This is a genomic window from Escherichia sp. E14V7, from assembly GCF_004212225.1.
GTDB lineage: Bacteria > Pseudomonadota > Gammaproteobacteria > Enterobacterales > Enterobacteriaceae > Escherichia.
Window position 1 is genome coordinate 231,148 of sequence record NZ_RHJJ01000005.1, and the last position, 24,548, is coordinate 255,695.

Annotated in this window: 22 protein-coding genes, 1 tRNA gene and 1 pseudogene; 8 read left to right on the forward strand and 16 right to left on the reverse strand. The window is 51.3% G+C overall.

From position 1 onward, the window contains the following. Window positions 1–20 precede the first annotated feature (20 nt). The 4 genes from D9741_RS06860 to D9741_RS06875 form a co-directional block, all read right to left on the reverse strand. Window positions 21–542, reverse strand: a complete 522-nt coding sequence (locus tag D9741_RS06860; protein WP_130215575.1) for a metal-dependent hydrolase — start codon at window positions 540–542, stop codon at window positions 21–23. Window positions 543–649: 107 nt separating this feature from the next. Further along, on the reverse strand, window positions 650–862 hold the full coding sequence (gene ybcJ, locus D9741_RS06865) for a ribosome-associated protein YbcJ (protein ID WP_000190288.1): 213 nt from the start codon (window positions 860–862) through the stop codon (window positions 650–652). 1 nt (window position 863) lies between these two features. Continuing rightward, window positions 864–1,730 (reverse strand): bifunctional methylenetetrahydrofolate dehydrogenase/methenyltetrahydrofolate cyclohydrolase FolD, encoded by an 867-nt coding sequence (folD, locus tag D9741_RS06870; RefSeq protein WP_064529024.1) that lies wholly within the window; start codon window positions 1,728–1,730, stop codon window positions 864–866. Between the two features lie 90 nt (window positions 1,731–1,820). Further along, window positions 1,821–2,045, reverse strand: a complete 225-nt coding sequence (locus D9741_RS06875; protein WP_130215577.1) for a hypothetical protein — start codon at window positions 2,043–2,045, stop codon at window positions 1,821–1,823. Window positions 2,046–2,102: 57 nt separating this feature from the next. Between D9741_RS06875 and D9741_RS06880 the strand changes: the two genes are divergently transcribed. After that, window positions 2,103–2,179: transfer RNA gene (locus tag D9741_RS06880), tRNA-Arg, on the forward strand. Window positions 2,180–2,205: 26 nt separating this feature from the next. Here the strand turns inward: D9741_RS06880 and D9741_RS06885 are convergent. Beyond that, window positions 2,206–2,364 (reverse strand): annotated as a pseudogene (locus D9741_RS06885) (integrase); the annotation flags it as partial. A gap of 94 nt (window positions 2,365–2,458) precedes the next feature. Between D9741_RS06885 and emrE the strand changes: the two are divergent. Beyond that, window positions 2,459–2,791 (forward strand): multidrug efflux SMR transporter EmrE, encoded by a 333-nt coding sequence (gene emrE, locus D9741_RS06890; protein ID WP_001070440.1) that lies wholly within the window; start codon window positions 2,459–2,461, stop codon window positions 2,789–2,791. Between the two features lie 103 nt (window positions 2,792–2,894). Here the strand turns inward: emrE and D9741_RS06895 are convergent, their stop codons facing one another. From D9741_RS06895 to cusR, 6 genes are all read right to left on the reverse strand, one after another. Further along, the gene (locus D9741_RS06895) at window positions 2,895–3,572 is read right to left on the reverse strand and encodes a hypothetical protein (protein ID WP_130215579.1); all 678 of its coding nucleotides are present in this window, start codon (window positions 3,570–3,572) and stop codon (window positions 2,895–2,897) included. A 235-nt stretch (window positions 3,573–3,807) separates the two neighbouring features. Next, entirely contained in the window at window positions 3,808–4,698 is an 891-nt protein-coding gene (locus D9741_RS06900; RefSeq protein ID WP_130215581.1) for a DUF4434 family protein, read from the reverse strand. Beyond that, window positions 4,699–7,671, reverse strand: coding sequence for a bacteriophage adsorption protein NfrA (gene nfrA, locus D9741_RS06905; RefSeq protein ID WP_130215583.1), 2,973 nt, complete (start codon window positions 7,669–7,671; stop codon window positions 4,699–4,701). Continuing rightward, window positions 7,658–9,895 (reverse strand): cyclic di-3',5'-guanylate-activated glycosyltransferase NrfB, encoded by a 2,238-nt coding sequence (gene nrfB / locus D9741_RS06910; protein WP_130215585.1) that lies wholly within the window; start codon window positions 9,893–9,895, stop codon window positions 7,658–7,660. Before nrfB ends, nfrA begins: the two co-directional genes overlap by 14 nt. Window positions 9,896–10,044: 149 nt before the next feature. Further along, complete coding sequence (cusS, locus tag D9741_RS06915; protein WP_130215587.1) at window positions 10,045–11,487, reverse strand: Cu(+)/Ag(+) sensor histidine kinase CusS; 1,443 nt, start codon at window positions 11,485–11,487, stop codon at window positions 10,045–10,047. Next, window positions 11,477–12,160 (reverse strand): copper response regulator transcription factor CusR, encoded by a 684-nt coding sequence (gene cusR / locus D9741_RS06920; RefSeq protein WP_000770953.1) that lies wholly within the window; start codon window positions 12,158–12,160, stop codon window positions 11,477–11,479. The genes cusS and cusR overlap by 11 nt, the downstream gene beginning before the upstream one ends. A gap of 156 nt (window positions 12,161–12,316) precedes the next feature. On the opposite strand from cusR, the gene cusC reads away from it, so the two are divergent. From cusC to pheP, 5 genes are all read left to right on the forward strand, one after another. Continuing rightward, a complete protein-coding gene (gene cusC, locus D9741_RS06925) occupies window positions 12,317–13,696 on the forward strand; it encodes a Cu(+)/Ag(+) efflux RND transporter outer membrane channel CusC (RefSeq protein ID WP_130215589.1) in 1,380 nt (459 codons plus the stop codon). A 26-nt stretch (window positions 13,697–13,722) separates the two neighbouring features. Then, window positions 13,723–14,055 (forward strand): Cu(+)/Ag(+) efflux RND transporter periplasmic metallochaperone CusF, encoded by a 333-nt coding sequence (gene cusF, locus D9741_RS06930; protein WP_000709873.1) that lies wholly within the window; start codon window positions 13,723–13,725, stop codon window positions 14,053–14,055. Window positions 14,056–14,070: 15 nt separating this feature from the next. Beyond that, window positions 14,071–15,294 (forward strand): Cu(+)/Ag(+) efflux RND transporter periplasmic adaptor subunit CusB, encoded by a 1,224-nt coding sequence (gene cusB, locus D9741_RS06935; RefSeq protein WP_130215591.1) that lies wholly within the window; start codon window positions 14,071–14,073, stop codon window positions 15,292–15,294. An 11-nt stretch (window positions 15,295–15,305) separates the two neighbouring features. Beyond that, a complete protein-coding gene (gene cusA / locus D9741_RS06940; RefSeq protein ID WP_130215593.1) occupies window positions 15,306–18,449 on the forward strand; it encodes a Cu(+)/Ag(+) efflux RND transporter permease subunit CusA in 3,144 nt (1,047 codons plus the stop codon). Window positions 18,450–18,550: 101 nt separating this feature from the next. Next, the gene (gene pheP / locus D9741_RS06945; protein ID WP_064529014.1) at window positions 18,551–19,933 is read left to right on the forward strand and encodes a phenylalanine transporter; all 1,383 of its coding nucleotides are present in this window, start codon (window positions 18,551–18,553) and stop codon (window positions 19,931–19,933) included. A 96-nt stretch (window positions 19,934–20,029) separates the two neighbouring features. Here pheP and ybdG read toward each other — a convergent pair whose 3' ends face one another. The 5 genes from ybdG to D9741_RS06970 form a co-directional block, all read right to left on the reverse strand. Continuing rightward, complete coding sequence (gene ybdG, locus D9741_RS06950; protein WP_130215595.1) at window positions 20,030–21,277, reverse strand: mechanosensitive ion channel YbdG; 1,248 nt, start codon at window positions 21,275–21,277, stop codon at window positions 20,030–20,032. A 259-nt stretch (window positions 21,278–21,536) separates the two neighbouring features. Then, window positions 21,537–22,190 carry an oxygen-insensitive NAD(P)H nitroreductase gene (nfsB, locus tag D9741_RS06955; RefSeq protein WP_130206403.1) on the reverse strand — a complete coding sequence of 218 codons (654 nt, stop codon included), beginning with the start codon at window positions 22,188–22,190 and terminating at the stop codon, window positions 21,537–21,539. Window positions 22,191–22,283: 93 nt separating this feature from the next. Next, window positions 22,284–22,652 carry an MmcQ/YjbR family DNA-binding protein gene (locus D9741_RS06960; RefSeq protein WP_130215597.1) on the reverse strand — a complete coding sequence of 123 codons (369 nt, stop codon included), beginning with the start codon at window positions 22,650–22,652 and terminating at the stop codon, window positions 22,284–22,286. A gap of 64 nt (window positions 22,653–22,716) precedes the next feature. Then, window positions 22,717–22,965 carry a DUF1158 domain-containing protein gene (locus D9741_RS06965; RefSeq protein WP_000682524.1) on the reverse strand — a complete coding sequence of 83 codons (249 nt, stop codon included), beginning with the start codon at window positions 22,963–22,965 and terminating at the stop codon, window positions 22,717–22,719. 65 nt (window positions 22,966–23,030) lie between these two features. After that, on the reverse strand, window positions 23,031–24,149 hold the full coding sequence (locus D9741_RS06970) for a YbdK family carboxylate-amine ligase (RefSeq protein WP_130215599.1): 1,119 nt from the start codon (window positions 24,147–24,149) through the stop codon (window positions 23,031–23,033). Between the two features lie 58 nt (window positions 24,150–24,207). Between D9741_RS06970 and D9741_RS23770 the strand changes: the two genes are divergently transcribed. Further along, window positions 24,208–24,336, forward strand: a complete 129-nt coding sequence (locus tag D9741_RS23770) for a hypothetical protein (RefSeq protein ID WP_276319954.1) — start codon at window positions 24,208–24,210, stop codon at window positions 24,334–24,336. The last annotated feature ends 212 nt before the right edge of the window (window positions 24,337–24,548 follow it).

Sequence of the window (24,548 nt, forward strand, 5' to 3'; positions counted from 1 at the left end):
ATGCGAGTTTTCGCATCCGGTTATCGTCTGCGCCACCACAACATTCCCATCAGTAGCATCCCCGGCAACCATACCCACATCAATTCAGAAATTATCACCTGATGCCCGTTCGGCGTGGTGTAACGAGACAACGCAAACGGCGCGACTTTAATCACCTGCCAGGGCGCGAAAAAGCGTTCATCTGACCACGGCCACAGCCAGCCAACGCCTTTACCGCCAGTGGTTACCGAATCCAGCAAGCTGTGCGATAGCAATGAGACGGTTAAAAACAGCCAGCAGCGAATCAGCCCAGCCCTGAACCATCGACGCCCAATCAGTACGCATAACAGCGGGACAACAAACGCAAACACCAGCGAATGGGTAAACCCGCGATGACCAAAAACATTGCCGTAAGCAACGCCAAATTTAAACGACAATACGTCGGCATCGGGCAGCATCGCCAGGATGATTCCGGCAAATAACAGACGCGGCGGGATGACTTTCGAACCCAACCCTAAACCAATACAAAGGGGAACGGCGGCGTGGGTAATAACGGTTGGCATGATGATCGCTTCAGCAAAATGTCGACGCTATCAGCATGTATGAAAGCGACGAAGAGGGCAAAGGTCTGAAAAGAGAACCGGCCTGTTGATACAGGCCGGGAAAGGGATCAGGCAACAACCTGTACGCTGTGACCTGCAAAACTCACTGTCTGACCGGCGACGATTTTGCAGCGTTTGCGCGTTTCAACCGCACCGTCGACTTTTACCTGGCCTTCGGCAATCGCGATTTTCGCCTGCGCGCCGCTTTCGCTCCAGCCTTCCAGTTTCAGCAAGTCGCACAGCTCAACGTGCGGATGTTTACCTAAAGAAAATGTCGCCATGTTACTCACCCTGTGGATCATGATATTCAACGCACGCCTGTAGCGTGTTTTCAATCAGCGTGGCAACCGTCATCGGGCCAACGCCGCCCGGAACAGGCGTAATGTATGAGGCGCGTTTAGCCGCGTCTTCAAACACGACGTCGCCCACAACTTTGCCATTTTCCAGACGGTTGATGCCGACATCAATCACAATTGCGCCTTCTTTGATCCAGTCACCAGGAATAAAGCCTGGCTTACCGACGGCAACGATCAACAGATCGGCATTTTCTACATGATGACGCAGATTTTTAGTGAAGCGGTGAGTCACGGTGGTGGTGCAACCTGCCAACAGCAGTTCCATGCTCATCGGGCGGCCAACGATATTCGATGCGCCAATCACCACGGCGTTGAGGCCGAAGGTATCAATGTTGTAACGCTCAAGCAGCGTGACGATACCGCGCGGGGTGCAAGGACGCAGACGCGGAGCACGCTGGCACAGACGACCGACGTTGTAAGGATGGAAACCGTCCACGTCTTTGTCCGGGTGAATACGTTCCAGCACTTTGACGTTATCAATACCCGCCGGTAATGGCAGTTGTACCAGAATGCCATCGATGGTGTTGTCGGCATTCAGTACATCGATAAGCTCCAGCAGCTCTGCTTCGCTGGTGGTTTCCGGAAGGTCGTATGAGCGGGAGATGAATCCCACCTCTTCGCAAGCTTTGCGTTTGCTTGCGACATAAATTTGCGATGCAGGGTTGCTACCCACCAGCACAACGGCCAGTCCTGGCGCCCGCAGTCCGGCTGCAATACGCGCCTGAACTTTTTGAGCAACCTCAGAGCGCACCTGCTGCGCAATCGTTTTACCATCTATAATCTTTGCTGCCATCAGAGAGAGGATTCCATCTGTTACGTAGGTCGAAGGGGATGCGCCTATTTTGTCAGAAGCGGGGCGCGCTGTCAGGTTTCGTTTTCTGGACTATCTGTAATCCGCTGTTTTTTTTGGCAACAGCGCGTTGCTGGTTTGATAGTTACCCGGCTCATATAAACGCACAATTTTTCGTAACGTAAGAAAATAGTACTCTTTATCAATGAAAACAGGTTTACCTGTTCCAGACTGAGGGAGGATATGTGTTTCCTTGCTTTCATGGTGAGATAAATAGACACCGCCGTACACTTGTTCAGCAACCGGTTCAAAAGCCATTGACTCAGCAAGGGTTGACCGTATAATTCACGCGATTACAGCATCTCGCGGTGTAATGCGCCCTTAGCTCAGTTGGATAGAGCAACGACCTTCTAAGTCGTGGGCCGCAGGTTCGAATCCTGCAGGGCGCGCCATTACAATTCAATCAGTTACGCCTTCTTTATTTCCCCATAATTTCAGAAATGGAACATCTTTGAGGCGTCATTACCAAAATGTCGTCTGTTTTCCTCGCCTGCTCCGTCAAATGATTCGGCGCAAGGTGAGCATATCTACGCACCATTTCTATGGATTCTCATCCGCCCATTTCCTGAAGCACTGATGAAGAACATCAATGAATGCACCAGGAGGAAACTGATGAGTTAGGTTCAAACTGTAGTACAATTCTCTTCGGTATTAACAGGAAAGAATATGCTATGAACCCTTATATTTATCTTGGTGGTGCAATACTTGCAGAGGTCATTGGTACAACCTTAATGAAGTTTTCAGAGGGTTTTACACGGTTATGGCCCTCTGTTGGTACAATTATTTGTTACTGTGCATCATTCTGGTTATTAGCTCAGACGCTGGCTTATATTCCTACAGGGATTGCTTATGCTATCTGGTCAGGCGTCGGTATCGTCCTGATTAGTTTACTTTCCTGGGGATTTTTCGGCCAACGACTGGACCTGCCAGCCATTATCGGCATGATGTTGATTTGTGCCGGAGTGTTGGTGATTAATTTGTTGTCACGAAGTGCACCACATTAAAAATAGTTTCGTTCGAGTTTAATAAAATGCATCAGCCCGTATGTTTATACGGGCTGCTTTTTTACGCTACAATAATGCAAATGATAGTGGACAAAAAACACAATCAGTCGATGGATTCACCGTAGGATGCAACTGCCTGAGCGGGGAAACCCCCGCTCAATTCCTGTCTGACCCCTTCATTTTCCAGCCAATAATAAGTATTACTTTCTTTATTCAAAGCGTAAATTCTACAAATACCTGCACCCTCACTATTTGTGTTCCATCCACTATTAGCTACATTGCCCCATTCCTGGTAAAGTCCTGCGTTAACTTCTCGCTTGATAATATGTCCTGAATTATGATCATTATAATCGTAACTATCAATATCATGCGCTTCAGGAAATTCTCCGCTCATTTTTTCAATCCACGGTAAAATATCTTTAACTGACTTATAAGTTTCAATGCTGTATTTGAAAAAACGTCTCACAGTAAAAATATAAATACCGGCAGATTTGTTCGTCGATTTATCAGTGGCGAAAATAGCAAAAATCTTCCCAATACACTTTTCGTCAACGCCAGGAAAAGTTACTGTGCCATCCTGACTGACCGCCAGAACATCATTGTCTGCATCAGTGCTACAGCTCCATTTTACCTTGTCATTATTAACCGGGTCATTATCAATGACCATCTTGAAGGTGGCGCCTGGGAACAGGCTATTAGGAAAATTGTAACCACCCTTCATATCATTTTTAATATCATAGATATGGTTGTCAACTAAAACGCCTGTAATTTTACTCATCATTAACTCTCTTTGTTTATTAAATAAAAGGTTTTATTCCTGTGTAAAAGAATAAGCTGATATTAATGCAACTGATGAATAATTGTTCTTATTTAATAGTTATATGGTGGCATGAATATGATTATATAATGCCTCTGAGTAGTGGCTACACTGATTATTTGTGTCCAATTAATATTTACAGGATTCTGACCAGGAAAGTGAAAAGGAAAGGAGCAAGCAAAGTTGCTCCCTTAAATCATTAATACTCAAGAATGCCGTGAGCGACAGGCAAATAGCGCAGGGAGAAATAAAGCACGTCTTTGCCGCAGGAGGAACGTTTCGCTAACAGCGAAGCAATTTCTGCATCCGGTTTTGGTTTTGCTTCAAAGGTTTTACCTTTACCGGCGACAAACAGTTCATAAACAACGCCGCTGGCGGGGGAGAAAGTTTGGCAATCGGCACTGGCCTGCAGATAACGCTCACGCTGTTCGGCAGTAAGTTTATCGACACCGCTACCATCCTGTACCCAGACGTGGATGCCAGTAGATTTCACTTGTTCCAGCAGTTGCCGATAGCCATCGGGCGACATGTTTCCGGCGAAAAAGCTACTGATATAAACCGGTTTTGCCGAAACATCACTGATCAGCCGTTGTGAGTTGTTTAACCACTTCAGCAATGGCTGGCGAGCGGCTTCGCTGCGCCAGTTCAGGTCGTCAATTTCTGCGCTGATATACCAGCCATCCGGCGTAACGCCGGGTGCGGCGCTCCATAATCTGGCCTGCTGGAGATCAGCGACCAGCAGGCGATTAAGATAGCTCTCCAGCGCCGCAGATGACTGCTTCTGATGCAGAAAAAATTCCGGATCGGCATTCAAACCAACAATCAGCTTCAGGCCAGCTTGTTGCGCAGCTGCGGCACGCTTAAACAATAATGCCCGCTGTTCTGGCTGGGTGAACGCATCGCCGTAACGGGTCCATTGCATAATCAGGGTGTCGAATCCTTGCAAATGCAACTGACTCATCAGCCCACGCCACTGGGCGTCGGTGACCTGACTATCGCGATTTTGTGGCTGCCAGATAATACCTTTCATCGCAAAGGAAAAAGGACTGACCAACAAAAGTGTCAGCAATACGAAAATTAACTTACGCATTTACCAGTGCACTCCAATGGTGAGAAACGCGTTGTTGCGCTCCCCTGTACGTTGATTAATCGCCTTAAAGGTATGTTGATATTCGACGCCGAGACTGACTTTGTGCGGCCAGGCGTCGTAGTGCGTCTCGCCGGTCCAGATATTCCAGCGTACGCCGACGCCGCCCACCTGCGCGCCCTGAGTACCTTTATCCCGATAGCCGTTACCCTGTACGTGAGCGTAAGGTTCAATAGTCTGCCCGTTCGCTACCTTCTGATGCCAGCTCACTCGATAATCTGCCGTCCACGCCTGAATATCCTGACGAAAATATTGCGCCGCATCGAGATACAGATTTTGCGCAAACCAGCCAGGACCGTTCGGGTGCCACTCATCGCTGTATTTTCCGCCGTTAAAGAACGAGGCGCTGGCACGTAGCATGGTGTCGGAGGCGCCATTTTGCCCGTTTAGTGGGAACTGCTGTTCAACGGCGAGGAAAAAGATCTGATCGCGCAGCGGCTTCCAGCGCAATCCGGTGCCGGACATCGGATTTTTCACCGGCATCATCACCCCGTTTTCTCCGGTATCGGCAAAGACGCGGCTATAAACTGAGAGCAGGTCGCCTTCCAGCAGCATATTGCGTCCGATGCGGTACTCGGCTTCCAGTTGTCCGTAGCTACGATAGCTTTTCCCAGGCGCTGCGCCGCCGACATTATTGTTAGCGGTACTCATTGCGCCGGAACGCAAGCCGATAGAAGAATCGAAACTGAACGTCCAGCGGCGACCGACCTCCTCATGCAAACGGCGGAAATTGAAGCGTTGTTGATTTTGTTCTGGCGTCAATGGGGTTATCAGCGCCTGATTATCAATGTCATCAATCACCAGCCGGGCGTAGTGCTGCGTCGCAGGCATATCATCCAGACGTTGATTCACGTAGGCCAGTTGTCGGATCAGTGCCGGATCGTCCGGTAGTCCTTTATGCGCCTGTTCCAGCATTTCCCGCGACTGCGCGATATCACCGCTATCCCACAGGGCGTAGCCGAGCGCCGCCTGGGTGTTGCTGTTATTGGGCTCCAGTTCAAGCGCGGCGCGCAGATCGCTCACTGCCGCTGAGACATTATGACGTTGGCGGTAAATCGTTGCCCGCGCGACGTAAGCGTTGGCAGAAGGCGCAATGTTAATTGAGCGAGTGAGATCGTTTAGCGCGAGTTCTGGCTGCGCTGGAATATAACGTTGCGCATGCAGCCACCAGTATTGGGCATTGTTTCCCAGCCCACGTTGTTCTGCCTGTTGAAGCCAGCGATCGCGAGCCGCGCCATTTCCTGCCGCCTGAGCGGTGTTGGCGGCGGCGAGCAGATCCTCATTGCTCATTTCGTGAAGGCTGATTTTCTCCCAGGCTGCCAGGGCGGTGCTGTAATCTTCCACCTGGTAAGCCTGATAAGCCACGGCGCGATGTTGCCAGGCGTTCGGTTGCCTTTTTTCCGCCTGAAGCCATGCATATAACGCCACGCCGGGTAGCGTGTCCCGATAACACTTTGCCAGACGGTTCCAGGCGGCGGCATCGTAGGAAGGCGACATATCGCCCAGCAAGCGAACGATTGCCGGGCAATTATCTGCAATACCCGGCAACTGGCTTTGCCACTGACGTTGCGCCGCCAGCGGCAAGGGTTTCGATAAAATCGCCACTTTTGCAGGCGTCGCCAGGTAAGGATGACTTTCCAGCAGAGAAGCCAGCCGTGTCATTAAAGTCTGGCTGACGGTCGCATCACCCTGGAAGGGATAGCGTTGCAGCAATAAATCGGCAGCTTCGCGTGACTGCTCGTTCTGCATCAGTTGCCAGGTCAGTTGATCCAGACGCGTAAGATTTGCCGGTTCTCGCTGATACAACAATCGTGCCAGACGCAGGGCTTCAGCCTTGTTACGGGTCGCTACGCTAACGGCATAACGCTCTTCAAGCATTTCATCGGCGGGGAGGGTAGCGAGCAGTCTTTGCGCCGCGTCGTACTGACCTTCTTTTAACAGCACCGGTAGCGTTACGCCAACAACATACTGGCGGTTATCGGCAAACTCTACCGTATAATTCGCCAACGCCTGAATGGGGTTGGCGCTGTATTTCGATAACAGATAGAGCCAGCTTTTCTCTTGTGTGTCCGTGGTAAATAGCGGCGTATTTTCAGCGAGATAACGCTGGAGGCGTGCTTTTTCGCCACGATAAGCCAGCGCAGTCGCGTAAGTAATGTACGACTGTGGATCGGTGAAGATCCCCACTGATTGCAGAGCAAGGATCCGATCATCCAGCTGGCCGGCAAGAAGCACGTCAAACCACTGACGGCGCTCTGCCGCGCTTAATGTGTTCTGCTGGCGTGCTTCATTGTATAGCGTATCTGCCTGCGACCATTGTTTCAGGTAGATTGCTCGTTGCAGCAGATCGGTTCGCAACGTTTTTCCTTCCGGCGATGCAGCAAACGTCGCATCGTTCAGTTGTGCTCTGGCAACAGGTAATTGTGCCAGCCGCAGGGCATTCTGCCCGACTTCGCTGCGACAACGCAGGGTCGGCGCAGCCTCGCACGCTTTTTGCTGGGCGAGCAACTCTTCAACAGTCGTAACGCTTTTCACTTCAACTGGAATTGCCGCCAGACTGCGCGCAAGTCGGGCATCTCCAGGGTGACGTTTCAGTTGATCCTCAAGCAATAATCGCGCGCGGTCATCATGACCAAAATGGCGATAAGCCTCCGCCAGATATAACGTCAACGGAATATTATCCGGCACCTGCTGATGAATATATTCAAATTCGCGGATGGCGGTTGCTTTGTCGTTATTTTTCTGTGCCTTCAGCGCCTTATCGAGACGGGGATAAATAACAAAATGGCGATAGTCGCTAAGCCCCAGCTCTTCTGCGCTGGTGCCGATATTGTCTGCGAGTGCGCTGGTACTCAATAAGGACGTCAGCAGTAAACCAGACCATCCGATGACGCGATTAAGGTTATTCTCCTTCATTTTCGGACTCCAGTTGCGCAACCTGTTCGGTGGTTAAACCTGCTTTGAGTAATAATGATTGCATCGAAACTTGTAATTCGCGTTGAATTGACAGTACGCGATCCAGCGTTTCCTGGCTGATAACGCCTTCGGTGACCAAAAACTTGCCGAGCGGCAGAGAACTGCGTTCATGGCGTAATAACAAAACGTTAATGGCTGAACGATTAATATGACCGAGCGTGGTCAGTATTTCGGCGAACAGGAACTGATGCGGCACATATTGCCGCCAGATTTCACCGGCCTGCTGTTCCGTGAGCCACTGATGCTGAACCGCATTGTACAACATTGCCCGTGGATCGTGGCCGCGCCGACGTGCATACCAGTGACGTAATCCAGTGACAATTTGTCCACGCAGAACAATGACGTAACGTACTTTCCGTCCGACCTTACGCGCCAGCGCCGCCAGAGAAACCGGGTCAATACCGTCTTCACTACCGACAATTAACTCATCATTTTCCAGACGCAGCGGCAGTACCGCATAATGTAGCGCCACAGAGGCCGGCATTTCGGCAATCAGCGAAGAAGGGATCTGCCAGGCATCGATGGATTCCCACGCCACGCCGTTTTGTTCAGCCAGCGCTTGCGCCAGTTGTTCGGCGCTGATCAATCCTTGCATTAGCATCGAACCGCCGAGACGTAAACCTTCGACACGATTACGCAGTGCTGTATCGAGTTGCTCTTCGGTGATGACCTGATTTTCCAGCAGAATTTGACCTAACGGGCGCAACGAACGGGTATCGCCAGTCACGCTGGGGAAGTCATGCGTTGTTTTATCCCACGCGACGCGACGTGGATCGCCGTGTTGAAGTACCTGTTTTAACGCTCGCCAGTTGGCCATGAAGTTAATCAGGTTGCCCCAGAACAGACGCAGGATGGAAAGCAGGCCCTGTGTCAAACCGTAGTAGCCGGTGACAAAAATCACCCGCTGCACAATGCGGTTAACCATCAAGCCAAAGTTTAGCCACAGCAGGGTCATAAACCATGCACTGCCGCTGAAGATAGAAAGGAAATGCCAGGCATCAGGCCACAAGCTTTCATACGCCAGCAACAGCAAAAGCTGGATCATTACCAGCATCGCGAGGAAGCTGACAAAGTTACTGATTGCCCCTTTGCGGTCGCGCCAGAGAAAGTAGTTCAGCGTCAGGCTGGAGGTCCATTTGTGGGTTTTAAAACCCTGGAAAACAATGCCGATGATCCAACGAGACTTTTGCCGAACCGCAGTCGAAAAGGTATCGGGGAAATATTCGCGCACGCAGATCATGTTTGATGTCCGCGCGTGCTGTAAAAATTTACGCTGCTCGCGTTCTTTGGCTTCGTCCACCACCGGAAAACGGACAAAAATTTCCGTCATACCTTTCTCTTTCAGGCGGAAACCAATGTCGTAATCTTCAGTAAGACTCTGCACGTCGAAAGCGATACCGTCACCGTCGGCCAATAGTGCGGTCACGGCGCGGCGGCTAAAGCAGGTGCCGACGCCTGCGCTAGGCACCTGTCCGGCGAGAGCTTCACGCACCGGAACATCTTTGCCATGCAGTTCTGAAAACTCATCGATATAGGTCATGCTGGTGAAGTGCGTCCATTCGCGTTCGAACGGATACACCGGGATCTGAATCAGATCTTTACGCTCAACCAGATAATTGAACAGTCGCAATTCCATTGGCGAAATCACGTCTTCAGCATCATGCAGGATAAAACCAGCAAAGGCGAAATTGGCGCTACGTTCAAACTGGGTAATGGCATCCAGCACATTGTTCAGACAGTCTGCTTTGCTGGTGGGGCCAGGACGCGCGCAGACCACCTTATGCACGTTCGGGAAGCGAGCGCACACTTCGTCAACATCACGCTGGGTATCAGGGTCGTTGGGGTAAGTGCCAACAAAGATATGATAGTTTTCGTAGTCGAGCGTGGTTGCCGCCAGTTCGGCCATATTGCCGATGACGCCCGTCTCGTTCCACGCCGGAACCATAATCGCTAACGGTTTTTCATCTGGTTTATACAGTTCGCGGTAACTCATTCGCGGGTAGCGGCGATAAACACTCAACTTGCGCTTAATGCGGCGTACCCAGTAGACGACATCAATGAAAAAATCGTCCAGCCCGCTGATGAACATTATGACCGCTAACGTTATCGCGATTACTTTTAAGCCGTAGAGCCAGGTAGCAAAAACATCAAGAAGCCAGTCCACACAAAAACCTTACATTAACGCTGGTTATGTTTAGGGTGGCGTATATTAAGGTTTTTTATGAATCGTGACAGCTTTTTATCATTAATAGGTAGGATTATTGCGGCACGTTATTTTTACACTGGTTATAAAAGCTGCCATTTGCTGAATGATTAAGCGGGTAATGTGATAACAAACCTTGTCCCCCGCGCATCTGACGTTACTGCAACCGTGCCTTTATGCGCGACAACAATCGATTTCACTATCGCGAGACCAATGCCGCTACCTTCACCTTTTCGCTGGCGGGAAGGGTCAACGCGGTAGAAACGGTCAAACAATCTCGGTAAGTGTTCGGGCGCAATGGGCGTACCGGGGTTTTCGACGATAACTTGCACCTGGCGATCGACCGTCTGGCAGCGCACTACAATTGCCTCCCCGGCGGGCGTATAACGCAGGGCGTTAGAAAGCAGGTTGCTTAACGCCCGACGCAGCATCAGCGGATCGCCCGCAACCTGACACTTGTCGCCAACAAACCGCAACTCCACGCCGCGATCTTCTGCTAACGCCTCGAAAAAATCGAACACTTTGCCGACTTCATCCACCAGGTTGAGCATTTTCTTTTCGGGGATTAGCTGGTTGTTATCGGCCTGAGCGAGAAACAGCATATCGCTGACCATTTTCGCCATTCGCGTCAGCTCTTCGAGATTAGAGTAGAGCACATCTTCCAGCTCCTTCTGGCTGCGAGACTGGCTGAGGGCGATTTCGGTTTGCGTGATGAGATTGGTAATCGGCGTGCGAATTTCGTGAGCGATATCCGCTGAGAAATTGGACTGGCGGGTAAAGACATCCTCAATACGCTCGATCATATGGTTGAACGACAGTACCAACTGTTCCAGCTCAATGGGCACGGTCTGCGGGTCAAGGCGAACGTCGAGATCTTTCGAGGTGATATTCTGGATTTGACGGCTGACGCTGCGGATCGGCGCGTGACCTTTATGTACCGCCAACAGCACGATAAAGACGATCAGGATGCTGATGATCGATGCGGTCATAATAAGTTTATTCATCAAATCATTTATGTAATGAAGATGAAAATCGATCGAAAGCGCGATGTAGAGCGTATAAATCGGTTTGCCGTCCACCAGCGGGCCAACCGGCAAGCTAATCATCCGCCAGTTGCTGTGTTCCATATGCCCGTGACCGTGGCCCGGCATCATAATCGTCGGGCCGGAGAGGAGAAACACTTCGCCACCTTGGGCATCTGTATCGGGTATTGCGTCACGAGCAAATTCGCGGATATCCGGCGCACCGGGGGAGTGATACACCGTTTTACCGTGGCTATCTGCCAGGGAAATCAATATGTTGGAATAACCACTGACGATATCTTCCAGCGTCATTAAGCGTCGGGCTTGCGTTTCGTCAGGGTGATTAAGTACCCGTTCAAGGGTAGCGCTAATCTCTTTTAAATCATTAATATCCTGCTCGGCAAAATGCACTTTTACCGAGTGGATCATGATCCAGGCAAAGGCGAAAAACGCCGCGATGGTGGCAAGGCTGATAAAAAAGGTCAGGCGGGTTGCCAGTGAAAATGGGCGCTGAAACGGCTTACTGGCCATCCGGCACCTCAAGCATATAGCCTACGCCGCGCACGGTTTGAATCAGCTTTGGTTCAAAGTCGTTGTCGATTTTGCCGCGCAGCCGCTTCACCGCCACATCAATGGCGTTGGTATCGCTGTCAAAATTCATGTCCCATACCTGCGAGGCGATAAGCGAGCGGGGCAGCACTTCGCCCTGATGGCGGAGGAAAAACTCCAGCAGAGTAAATTCTTTACTGGTCAGAGTGATGCGCGTGCCGCTGCGGGTGACTTTGCGGCTGACGAGATCGACCATCAAATCGGCAACCTGAAACTGACTTTCGATAATTACCGCCGCCCCGCGCCGCAGTAGAGTGCGCACCCGCGCCAGCAGTTCAGCAAACGCGAACGGCTTCACCAGATAGTCATCCGCCCCCAACTCCAGCCCCTTGACGCGATGTTCAATGGTGCCAAGCGCGGTAAGCAACAGAATCGGCATCCCCTTATTGGCGGAACGCAACATGCGCACGATATCCCAGCCGTTCACGTCCGGCAGCATAATATCGAGGATTATCAGGTCATAATCACCGGTCATCGCCAGATGGTAGCCATTCAGCCCGTTGTCGGCCAAATCGACCACAAAACCGGCTTCGGTTAACCCTTTGGTCAAGTATTCTCCGGTTTTCTTTTCATCTTCGACAATCAACAGTTTCATATTTCCTCCGCATGTTGCCCGGGCAATTCTAGAGTAGCGGGATCAGATGGCAATCGCTTATTGGCAAAATGACAATTTTGTCATTTTCCTGTCACCGGAAAATCAGAGCCTGGCGAGTAAAGTTGGCGACATAAAATTACCAGAAATTATGAGCCTATGTCTCCTTGTAAACTTCTGCCATTTTGTGTGGCCCTTGCGCTAACTGGCTGTTCACTGGCACCGGATTATCAGCGTCCAGCAATGCCCGTGCCGCAGCAGTTCTCACTCAGCCAGAACGGCCTGGTTAACGCAGCGGATAACTACCAGAACGCGGGCTGGCGCACCTTTTTTGTTGATAATCAGGTGAAGACGCTGATTAGCGAGGCGCTGGTGAATAACCGGGATTTGCGCATGGCGACGCTGAAAGTGCAGGAAGCGCGGGCGCAATATCGTCTGACCGATGCTGACCGCTATCCACAGCTCAATGGCGAGGGCAGCGGCAGCTGGAGCGGCAATCTTAAAGGCGATTCAGCCACGACGCGGGAGTTCTCGACTGGCCTTAACGCCAGCTTTGATCTCGATTTTTTCGGGCGCTTAAAGAACATGAGCGAAGCCGAGCGCCAAAATTATTTAGCCACTGAGGAAGCTCAGCGCGCGGTGCATATTCTGCTGGTTTCTAATGTCGCGCAAAGCTATTTCAATCAACAGCTGGCGTATGCGCAATTGCAAATAGCCGAAGAAACGCTGCGTAATTATCAGCAGTCATATGCGTTTGTCGAAAAACAACTGTTGACCGGTAGCAGCAATGTTCTGGCGCTGGAACAGGCTCGCGGAGTGATAGAAAGTACCCGCAGCGACATCGCTAAACGTCAGGGGGAACTGGCGCAGGCGAATAATGCATTGCAACTGTTATTGGGAAGCTACGGCAAGCTGCCGCAAGCGCAGACAGTAAACAGCGACAGCCTGCAAAGCGTTAAATTACCGGCGGGCTTGTCGTCGCAAATCTTATTGCAGCGCCCGGATATTATGGAAGCTGAACACGCGTTAATGGCGGCTAATGCCAATATTGGTGCTGCGCGTGCGGCATTTTTCCCATCTATAAGCCTGACCAGCGGAATATCAACCGCCAGCAGCGATCTGTCGTCATTATTTAACGCCAGCAGCGGGATGTGGAATTTTATTCCTAAAATTGAGATCCCCATTTTTAATGCCGGACGCAACCAGGCCAATCTGGATATCGCCGAAATTCGCCAGCAGCAGTCGGTGGTGAATTATGAACAGAAAATCCAGAACGCCTTTAAAGATGTGGCAGATGCGCTGGCATTACGTCAAAGCCTGAATGATCAAATCAGCGCCCAGCAGCGTTATCTGGCGTCGCTGCAAATTACTTTGCAACGGGCGCGGGCATTATATCAGCACGGCGCAGTAAGTTATCTGGAAGTGCTGGATGCCGAGCGTTCTTTATTTGCAACCCGACAAACTTTACTCGACCTGAATTATGCCCGTCAGGTTAACGAAATTTCTTTATATACCGCACTTGGTGGCGGTTGGCAGTAGTAATTTTTAACTCCAGGAGAGAATAAATGAAAAAAGCACTGCAAGTCGCAATGTTCAGTCTGTTTACCGTTATTGGCTTTAATGCCCAGGCTAACGAACATCATCATGAAACCATGAGCGAAGCACAACCACAGGTTATTAGCGCCACTGGCGTGGTAAAAGGTGTTGATCTGGAAAGCAAAAAAATCACCATCCATCACGATCCGATTGCTGCCGTGAACTGGCCGGAGATGACCATGCGCTTTACCATCACCCCGCAGACGAAAATGAGTGAAATTAAAACCGGCGACAAAGTGGCGTTTAATTTTGTCCAGCAGGGCAACCTTTCTTTATTACAGGATATTAAAGTCAGCCAGTAACCCAGGTTTAATGAGATGAAAAAAATCGCGCTTATTATCGGTAGCATGATCGCGGGCGGTATTATTTCTGCGGCAGGTTTTACCTGGTTTGCAAAGGCTGAACCGCCCGCAGAAAAAACGCCGACCGCAGAACGTAAAGTCTTATTCTGGTACGACCCGATGTATCCCAATACGCGGTTCGATAAACCAGGTAAATCGCCGTTTATGGATATGGATCTGGTGCCGAAATATGCCGATGAAGAGAGTTCTGCGTCTGGTGTGCGCATTGACCCGACTCAGACGCAGAATCTGGGGGTGAAAACGGCTACCGTCACGCGCGGACCGCTGACTTTTGCCCAGAGTTTCCCGGCGAATGTCAGTTACAACGAGTATCAGTATGCCATTGTGCAGGCTCGCGCTGCCGGGTTTATCGATAAGGTTTATCCGCTTACCGTGGGCGATAAAGTACAAAAGGGCACACCGCTTCTCGACCTGACCATTCCTGACTGGGTGGAAGCGCAGAGTGAGTATTTACTGCTGCGCGAAACTGGCGGTACGGCGACCCAGACTGAAGGCATTCTTGAGCGGCTGCGACTGGCGGGAATGCCGGAGGTGGATATTCGCCGCCTGATCGCCACGCAAAAAATCCAGACTCGCTTTACGCTCAAAGCACCCATTGATGGCGTGATCACCGCGTTTGATCTGCGCGCGGGAATGAATATCGCCAAAGATAACGTGGTAGCGAAAATTCAGGGTATGGACCCGGTGTGGGTCACTGCTGCGATCCCGGAGTCTATCGCCTGGCTGGTGAAAGATGCCTCGCAGTTTACGCTCACCGTTCCGGCACGACCGGATAAAACACTCACCATCCGCAAATGGACGCTGCTACCCGGCGTGGATGCCGCGACCCGCACGCTGCAGCTGCGTCTGGAAGTCGACAACGCCGACGAGGCGCTAAAACCGGGCATGAACGCCTGGTTGCAACTCAATACCGCCAGCGAACCGATGCTGCTCATTCCGTCACAAGCGCTGATTGATACCGGCAGCGAACAGCGGGTGATTACCGTTGATGCCGACGGGCGCTTTGTACCGAAACGCGTTGCTGTTTTCCAGGCATCGCAAGGCGTCACCGCGTTACGCTCTGGTCTGGCGGAAGGTGAAAAGGTGGTTTCCAGCGGCCTGTTCCTGATTGATTCCGAAGCCAATATTTCTGGCGCACTGGAGCGGATGCGCTCTGAAAGTGCTACCCATGCGCATTGAGGGAATAACCAATGATTGAATGGATTATTCGTCGCTCGGTGGCGAACCGTTTTCTGGTGCTGATGGGCGCGTTGTTTCTAAGTATCTGGGGTACCTGGACTATCATTAACACGCCAGTGGATGCGCTGCCGGATCTCTCCGATGTGCAGGTGATTATTAAAACCAGCTATCCCGGTCAGGCACCGCAAATCGTTGAAAATCAGGTGACTTATCCGCTAACCACCACCATGTTGTCGGTGCCTGGCGCGAAGACTGTGCGCGGTTTCTCGCAGTTTGGCGACTCTTATGTGTATGTCATTTTCGAAGATGGCACCGATCCGTACTGGGCGCGCTCGCGGGTGCTGGAGTACCTCAACCAGGTACAGGGTAAACTGCCTGCGGGAGTCAGCGCCGAGCTGGGGCCAGATGCCACGGGTGTTGGCTGGATCTATGAATATGCACTGGTGGATCGCAGCGGTAAGCACGATCTGGCCGATTTACGCTCATTGCAGGACTGGTTTCTCAAATATGAGCTAAAAACCATCCCTGACGTTGCGGAAGTGGCGTCGGTGGGCGGTGTGGTGAAAGAGTATCAGGTGGTTATCGATCCTCAGCGCCTGGCGCAGTATGGCATCAGTCTCGCCGAAGTAAAAAGCGCGCTGGATGTTTCAAACCAGGAAGCGGGCGGTTCGTCGATCGAACTGGCGGAAGCGGAATATATGGTGCGCGCCAGCGGCTATCTGCAAACGCTCGACGACTTTAATCACATCGTTTTAAAAGCCAGTGAAAATGGCGTGCCCGTTTATCTGCGTGATGTTGCGAAGGTCCAGGTTGGCCCGGAGATGCGCCGGGGCATTGCCGAACTGAACGGCGAAGGCGAAGTGGCGGGCGGGGTGGTGATCCTGCGTTCCGGCAAAAACGCCCGTGAAGTGATCGCCGCCGTGAAGGACAAACTGGAAACGCTGAAAAGCAGTCTGCCGGAAGGCGTGGAGATAGTTACAACATACGATCGCAGTCAGCTCATTGACCGCGCCATTGACAACCTCAGCGGCAAGTTGCTGGAAGAGTTTATTGTGGTGGCGGTAGTCTGCGCGCTGTTTCTCTGGCATGTGCGCTCGGCGCTGGTGGCGATTATTTCGTTGCCGCTGGGGTTGTGTATTGCTTTTATTGTCATGCACTTCCAGGGACTGAACGCCAATATTATGTCGCTGGGCGGCATTGCGATTGCCGTCGGGGCGATGGTCGATGCTGCTATCGTCATGATCGAGAATGCGCATAAACGGCTGGAAGAGTGGCAGCACCAGCATCCTGACGCCACGCTGGATAATAAAACGCGCTGGCAGGTGATCACCGATGCGTCTGTTGAAGTGGGTCCGGCGCTGTTTATCAGTCTGCTGATTATCACGCTGTCGTTTATCCCGATCTTCACCCTGGAAGGGCAGGAAGGGCGTCTGTTTGGCCCGCTGGCGTTCACTAAAACCTATGCGATGGCGGGTGCGGCTCTGTTGGCGATCGTAGTGATCCCTATCCTGATGGGTTACTGGATCCGTGGCAAAATTCCGCCAGAAAGCAGTAACCCGCTCAATCGCTTTTTGATTCGTGTTTATCATCCGCTGTTGCTGAAAGTACTGCACAGGCCGAAAACCACGCTGCTGGTGGCGGCGCTTTCGGTGCTGACGGTTCTCTGGCCGCTCAATAAAGTTGGCGGGGAATTTTTACCGCAGATCAATGAAGGCGACTTGTTGTATATGCCATCGACGCTGCCGGGGATTTCCGCAGCAGAGGCGGCGAGTATGCTGCAAAAAACCGACAAGCTAATTATGAGCGTACCTGAAGTGGCGCGGGTATTTGGCAAAACCGGGAAAGCGGAAACCGCCACCGATTCTGCTCCACTGGAGATGGTAGAAACGACCATCCAGCTTAAGCCGCAGGATCAGTGGCGGCCTGGCATGACGATGGACAAAATCATCGAAGAGCTGGATAACACCGTGCGTCTGCCGGGGCTGGCGAATCTGTGGGTGCCGCCAATTCGTAACCGTATCGATATGCTCTCAACTGGCATTAAAAGCCCCATCGGCATTAAAGTTTCCGGCACTGTGCTGGCGGATATCGACGCGATGGCAGAGCAAATTGAAGACGTGGCGCGAACGGTGCCAGGCGTGGCTTCTGCCCTTGCCGAGCGTCTGGAAGGTGGGCGCTATATCAACGTTGAGATTAACCGTGAAAAAGCCGCGCGTTACGGTATGACGGTGGCGGATGTGCAGTTGTTTGTGACCTCTGCGGTGGGCGGGGCGATGGTTGGCGAAACGGTGGAAGGGATTGCCCGTTATCCAATTAATCTGCGTTATCCGCAAAGCTGGCGCGATAGTCCGCAGGCGCTGCGCCAGCTACCGATCCTGACGCCGATGAAGCAGCAAATTACCCTGGCAGACGTAGCCGACGTTAAAGTCTCTACCGGACCGTCGATGCTGAAAACCGAGAATGCGCGCCCGACGAGCTGGATTTATATCGATGCCCGCGATCGTGACATGGTGTCGGTGGTTCACGATCTGCAAAAAGCGATTGCTGAGAAAGTGCAGTTGAAACCAGGCACCAGCGTGGCGTTTTCCGGGCAGTTCGAGTTGCTGGAGCGCGCCAACCATAAGCTGAAACTCATGGTGCCGATGACGCTGATGATCATCTTCGTGCTGTTGTACCTGGCGTTCCGTCGCGTGGGCGAAGCGTTGCTGATTATCAGCAGCGTACCGTTTGCACTGGTGGGCGGCATCTGGTTGCTGTGGTGGATGGGCTTTCATCTTTCCGTGGCAACGGGTACTGGATTTATCGCCCTTGCCGGGGTCGCCGCCGAATTTGGCGTGGTGATGCTGATGTATTTACGTCACGCCATAGAGGCCGAGCCGTCGTTGAATAATCCGCAAACATTCAGCGAGCAGAAGCTGGATGAGGCGTTATATCACGGCGCGGTCCTGCGCGTGCGCCCGAAAGCGATGACGGTGGCGGTGATTATCGCTGGTCTGCTGCCGATTCTGTGGGGAACGGGAGCAGGTTCAGAGGTGATGAGTCGCATCGCCGCGCCGATGATTGGCGGCATGATCACCGCACCTTTGCTGTCGCTGTTTATTATCCCGGCAGCGTATAAGCTGATGTGGCTGCACCGACGTCGGGTACGGAAATAAAAGCAGGATACCCCGTTTAACCGTGTGGATTGTGTCTTGCGACGATGGGCACTAAATGTTAAAAGGTGCCCCTCAACAAAAAAGACACACAGGGGAAAGGCGTGAAAAACGCGTCAACCGTATCGGAAGATACTGCGTCGAATCAAGAGCCGACGCTTCATCGCGGATTACATAACCGTCATATTCAACTGATTGCGCTGGGTGGCGCAATTGGTACTGGTCTGTTTCTTGGCATTGGCCCGGCGATTCAGATGGCGGGTCCGGCTGTATTGCTGGGCTACGGCGTCGCCGGGATCATCGCTTTCCTGATTATGCGCCAGCTCGGCGAGATGGTGGTCGAAGAGCCGGTATCCGGTTCATTTGCCCACTTTGCCTATAAATACTGGGGACCGTTTGCGGGCTTCCTCTCTGGCTGGAACTACTGGGTGATGTTCGTGCTGGTGGGAATGGCAGAGCTGACCGCTGCGGGCATCTATATGCAGTACTGGTTCCCGGATGTTCCAACGTGGATTTGGGCTGCCGCCTTCTTTATTATCATCAACGCCGTTAACCTGGTGAACGTGCGCTTATATGGCGAAACCGAGTTCTGGTTTGCGCTGATTAAAGTGCTGGCGATTATCGGTATGATCGGCTTTGGCCTGTGGCTGCTGTTTTCTGGTCACGGCGGCGAGAAAGCCAGTATCGATAACCTCTGGCGCTACGGTGGTTTTTTTGCCACCGGCTGGAATGGGCTGATTTTGTCGCTGGCGGTGATTATGTTCTCCTTCGGCGGTCTGGAGCTGATTGGGATTACTGCCGCTGAAGCACGCGATCCGGAAAAAAGCATCCCTAAAGCAGTGAATCAGGTGGTGTATCGCATCCTGCTGTTTTATATCGGTTCACTGGTGGTTTTACTGGCACTCTATCCGTGGGTGGAAGTGAAATCCAACAGTAGCCCGTTTGTGATGATTTTCCATAATCTCGACAGCAACGTGGTGGCTTCTGCGCTGAACTTCGTTATTCTGGTGGCATCATTATCGGTGTACAACAGCGGGGTTTATTCTAACAGCCGAATGCTGTTTGGTCTTTCTGTGCAGGGGAATGCGCCGAAGTTTCTTACCCGTGTTAGCCATCGCGGCGTGCCGATCAACTCGCTGATGCTTTCCGGAGCGATCACTTCGCTGGTGGTGTTAATCAACTATCTGCTGCCGCAAAAAGCGTTTGGTCTGCTGATGGCGCTGGTGGTGGCAACGCTGCTGTTGAACTGGATTATGATCTGCCTGGCACATCTGCGTTTTCGTGCAGCGATGCGACGTCAGGGGCGTGAAACACAGTTTAAGGCGCTGCTTTATCCGTTCGGCAACTATCTCTGCATTGCCTTCCTCGGCATGATTTTGCTGCTGATGTGCACGATGGATGATATGCGCTTGTCGGCAATTCTGCTGCCGGTGTGGATTGTATTCCTGTTTGTGGCGTTTAAAACGCTGCGTCGGAAAGCGAAATAATAGTGCAGGTTGGATAAGGCATTCACGCTGCATCCGACAACACGATGACAACAATCTGAAGCCGCTCTCATCCATTCGATGAGAGCGGTTTTTTAATTACTGCTTAAATGCTTCTGCCAGGGAGCGAATATCATTGCTGGTTGGCGACTGATGAAGTCGCAGACCAAACTCTTCGACGATCGCAAATATGTGGTCGAATATATCAGCCTGAATGCTTTCATATTCCAGCCACACCACGGTATTAGTAAATGCGTAGATCTCAAGCGGTAAACCGTTATCGCCCGGAGCTAACTGGCGTACCATTAAGGTCATATCTTTGCGAATCCGCGGATGATTGCGCAGATATTCATTCAGATAGGCACGAAAGGTTCCAACATTGGTCATTCGGCGCAGGTTTAATACTGACTCCGTAGAACCTTGCAGGCGGTTCCACTCATTAATTTCCTGATGGCGACTGGTTAAATAAGGCTTTAACAGATGCGCTTTATTCAGCCGCTGCATTTCAGTTTCATCAAGAAAACGAATACTGGTGACATCAATACTGATACTGCGCTTAATACGCCGCCCGCCAGAGGCTGACATCCCGCTCCAGTTTTTAAAGGAGTCAGATACCAGCGACCAGGTGGGAATAGTGGTAATAGTATTGTCCCAGTTGCGCACTTTGACGGTGGTTAAGCCGATATCGATCACCGCGCCATCCGCGCCGTATTTTGGCATTTCCAGCCAGTCGCCCAGTTTCAGCATATCGTTTGCGGAAAGCTGAATACCTGCAACCAGACCAAGAATCGGATCTTTAAACACCAACATCAGCACGGCGGCCATCGCGCCAAGACCACTGATCAGAATTGCTGGCGACTGACCAATCAGCAGTGAGATCATCAAAATGCCGACCAGAATCGCGCCGATCAGTTTAATCCCCTGAAATATCCCTTTTAACGGCAACTGTTTTGCCGCCGGGAATTTCTGTGCCAGATTCAAAATAACATCCAGCAGAGAGAAGACAGAAAGCAGCGCATACATCATGATCCACAACTGCGCGCAGGTGGTCAGAATATCAGCCGCTTCGGTGCCTTTTTGCAGCCAGAATACCGCCTGAATATTGACGATAATCCCCTGCAGGGTAAAAGCTAAACGGTGGAAGAGTTTATTCTGGGTAATGATTTGCAGCCACAGCCGTGAGCTGGCGATGGCACGTTTTTCGAAGGTACGTAGTACCACCCAGTGCAAAATAATATGCACTACAACGGCGGTCAGAAAAATAATACCGAAAATCATTACCATCGAGGTGGTGTGATCAAACTCAATACCCGCTAAATCTTCAACCTGGGATATTAAATCCTGCATAACGTCTCCTTTATACAACAGCGGCCTATGATGACGGCAGAAACAGGGTTATGCAAATCAGGAGAATCTGATGGGAGAATTTCCTGCGAGGGCTGATGGCAAATATAAAATTGCCTGATGCGCTACGCTTATCATGCCTACCTTGAATGAATTGGCACGAACTTGTAGGCAGGATAAGGCGGTCACGCCGCATCCGGCATAAACAAAGCGCACTTTGTCAGCAATCTGAGCCGGGATAGGGTCCCGGCTGTCAGGATAATTACACTTCGGTTAAGGTGATACTTTGCGGCAGACGAGATTTCGGCAGCGTCGCGTTAAAATCTTCAACGCTGTGATGACCTACAGGAACAACCACCAGACTGGTATAGCCTTTCTCTTTCAGACCAAATTCTTCATCGAGGATGGCGGCGTCAAAACCTTCGATGGGTACCGCGTCCAGACCCAGCGCTGCAACGCCGAGCAGGAAGTTACCGACGTTGAGATAAACCTGTTTTGCCATCCACTCTGCATCATCATGCAGATCTTTACGGTGCATATCGGCGAAGAACTTGCGACCTTTATCGTTCGCGGCTTTCGCTTCCGGCGTGGCAAAGCGGCCATCGGCATCTTCCTGGTCAACAACCAGCTTCAGCCAGGCATCGTCCATCGCAGTTTTTGCACAGAACACCACGACGTGCGAGGCATCAAGCATTTTACGCTCGTTGAACACGTAATTACCGGCAGCGGATTTGGCAACACGCGCTTTACCTTCTTCCGTGCTGGCAACAATAAAATGCCACGGCTGGGAGTTGGTGCTGGATGGGCTGTATTGCAGCAGGGTTTTAATCTGCTCGGCCTGTTCCGGGGTAAGTTTTTTGCTGGCATCAAATGCCTTAGTGGAATGACGCTTTAAGGCGACAGAAATGATATCCATAAAGACTCCATGTGTAAGTAATTTTGCGTGCCAGCAGATTACAAGGTTCAACGAGAAATGGTAAGCGAGAAAAATGCGCTATAGATTTCCACTTTAGCCAGGGCGCAGCCTTTTTTGATCGCGTTTAGCTAAGCCATCAACCACCAGATTCCACGAATCGTTGATCAGATCGCAAAGTAACGCTTCGGAGATTTCTTCGCCGGGATACACCGAAATCCAGTGCTTTTTATTCATGTGATACCCTGGCTTAATGCTTGGGTATATTTGCTGATTTAACAGGGATTTTTGTGGATCGGACTTCAGATTGATAAAGGGGACGCCGCGCAGTTCTGACGACAATATAAAAATCTTGCCGCCAATTTTAAACACATCGAACTCCGGGCCAAAAGGCCAGCAAAGCTCGACAAAGGGTAACTCAAGGGCCAGGCGTTTCGCCGTTTCGTGCAGTGATTGCTTATCCATAAACGTTCCTTTAGGCGAAGGAGAATAAGCAAAGTATGCCGCGAAGTACGGCGATAATCGACGTTTAATCCGCCAGCGAGAACCAGCGTCGCCAGATAAAGCGCAGAACAAAATACTCAATAGCGCCCAGCACTAAAAACCACAGGCAAAACAATAAAGTGTAAAGCTGGCTAAGATCCATCAAATGGAACGTGGTCACCAGTTTTTGTGCCAGCGTCAGCCCCAGTGCGGGGGCGGGCAGCAGCAGGCAAGAGAGGAAAGCCATCAGCAAGATGCCTGCTGCGGTGGTCAAGGTTTCTAAAGGGTGTTTCATAACATTGTTAAATGTAAGTTAAAACACCATTGTCAGGGATATTCTTCTGTAAGGCAATTCCCGACTTAGTCACCGGCCCAGATCTCACAATGCTTTTTCACCAGCCCAATCAGCGAGCCGCCATCGGCGACGAAATCGCGCATCAGCTGCGCTTCATTCAGACCGCTGACGACCTGGCGATGCAGTGCTTCAATTGCGCTCGATGCGCCAATTTTATGTGCAGAAGGGGCGATTTTTTCCAGTAATCGCAAGGTGTCTTCCGTTAGCGGTCGACGATCGCCAGTGTGCGGATCGGTAATGACGCCTTCCAGCCCATAGCGACAGGCCTGGAAACGGTTGAATTTATACAGCAGGTAATCTTTCTCCTGATGTTTAAACGAGCGTTCCGTCAGTAACCAGTGGGCGGTGGCCTGAATTAATCCCGCCATATTTACCGCGTGGCTAAGGGTTAACGGGGTATCCATCACCCGAACCTCCACCGTGCCAAAATGAGGACTGGGGCGAATATCCCAGTGCAGATCTTTAATGCTGTCGATCATCGTGGTGTAACTCAGGCAGCGAAACAGGGCTTCAAATTGTTGCCAGTTACTGACCCACGGCATCGGGCCATTATCGGGAAAGGCGGAAAAAATATTGGGCCGTGAGGAGGCAAAACGCGTATCCGTTCCCTGCATATATGGCGACGCGGCGGAAAGGGCGATGAAGTGTGGCACAAACCGTGACAGGCCGTGCAGCAAATAAATGGCGTCATCGCCACTGGCGCAGCCAACATGGACATGCTGACCAAAAACGGTCGCCTGCTGGATGAGATAGCCAAAGTTTTCCAGCGTTCGTTGATAGCGTTCGTTATCGCATACCTCCTGACGCTGCCATTTCTGAAACGGGTGCGTGCCACCGCCGCAAATTTCCAGATGATGGTCTGCGGCTGCCTGCAATACGACTTTCTGCATCGCTGAAAATTGCCCGGCAGCCTGGTTGATATCACGGCAAACATCCGTCGCCAGCTCCAGCATACTTTCGGTGATATCGTGCTTTACCTCTCCGGCCGTGATCTTATTTTTAACCGCGTCAATCAGCATTGAAGAGTCCTGGCTTAAGTCATAGCCCGGCGGATTAACCACCTGCATTTCCAGTTCAATACCGAGGGTAAAAGGTTCAGAAACATGAAAATCGGGTAATGGCATAGGTTTCTCTTATGTTGGCGTTTTCTATTCAGTATAGAAGTCGGAGCGGCTGGGCGAGATGCGGAAGTTCTGGAATGTTTCTTTCTTTGGTGATGGTGAACTGATTGTGACTGAAGCAATTTGGCTACTTTTGCAATGTGACCAGTTGCGTCATAGCTGGCTGGCGGCGAAGAATTTTGACGATTGAGGCATGCAGAAAAAAACGGGTTCAGCTTCGGTTGATCAAATGGGGAGTGAGAAGTCCGAAACAGGATTAACTGTATAAATAAACAGCTATTTTGCTAAGGAAGGGTAAGATAACGGCGGGTGCCTGAAGCTTTCCGGTTTCAGGTTTACTCTGAGGTCTGGAAAGATGAAGCCCCAGGACGATATTTCTATCAACCCTGGGGCTGCCACTCC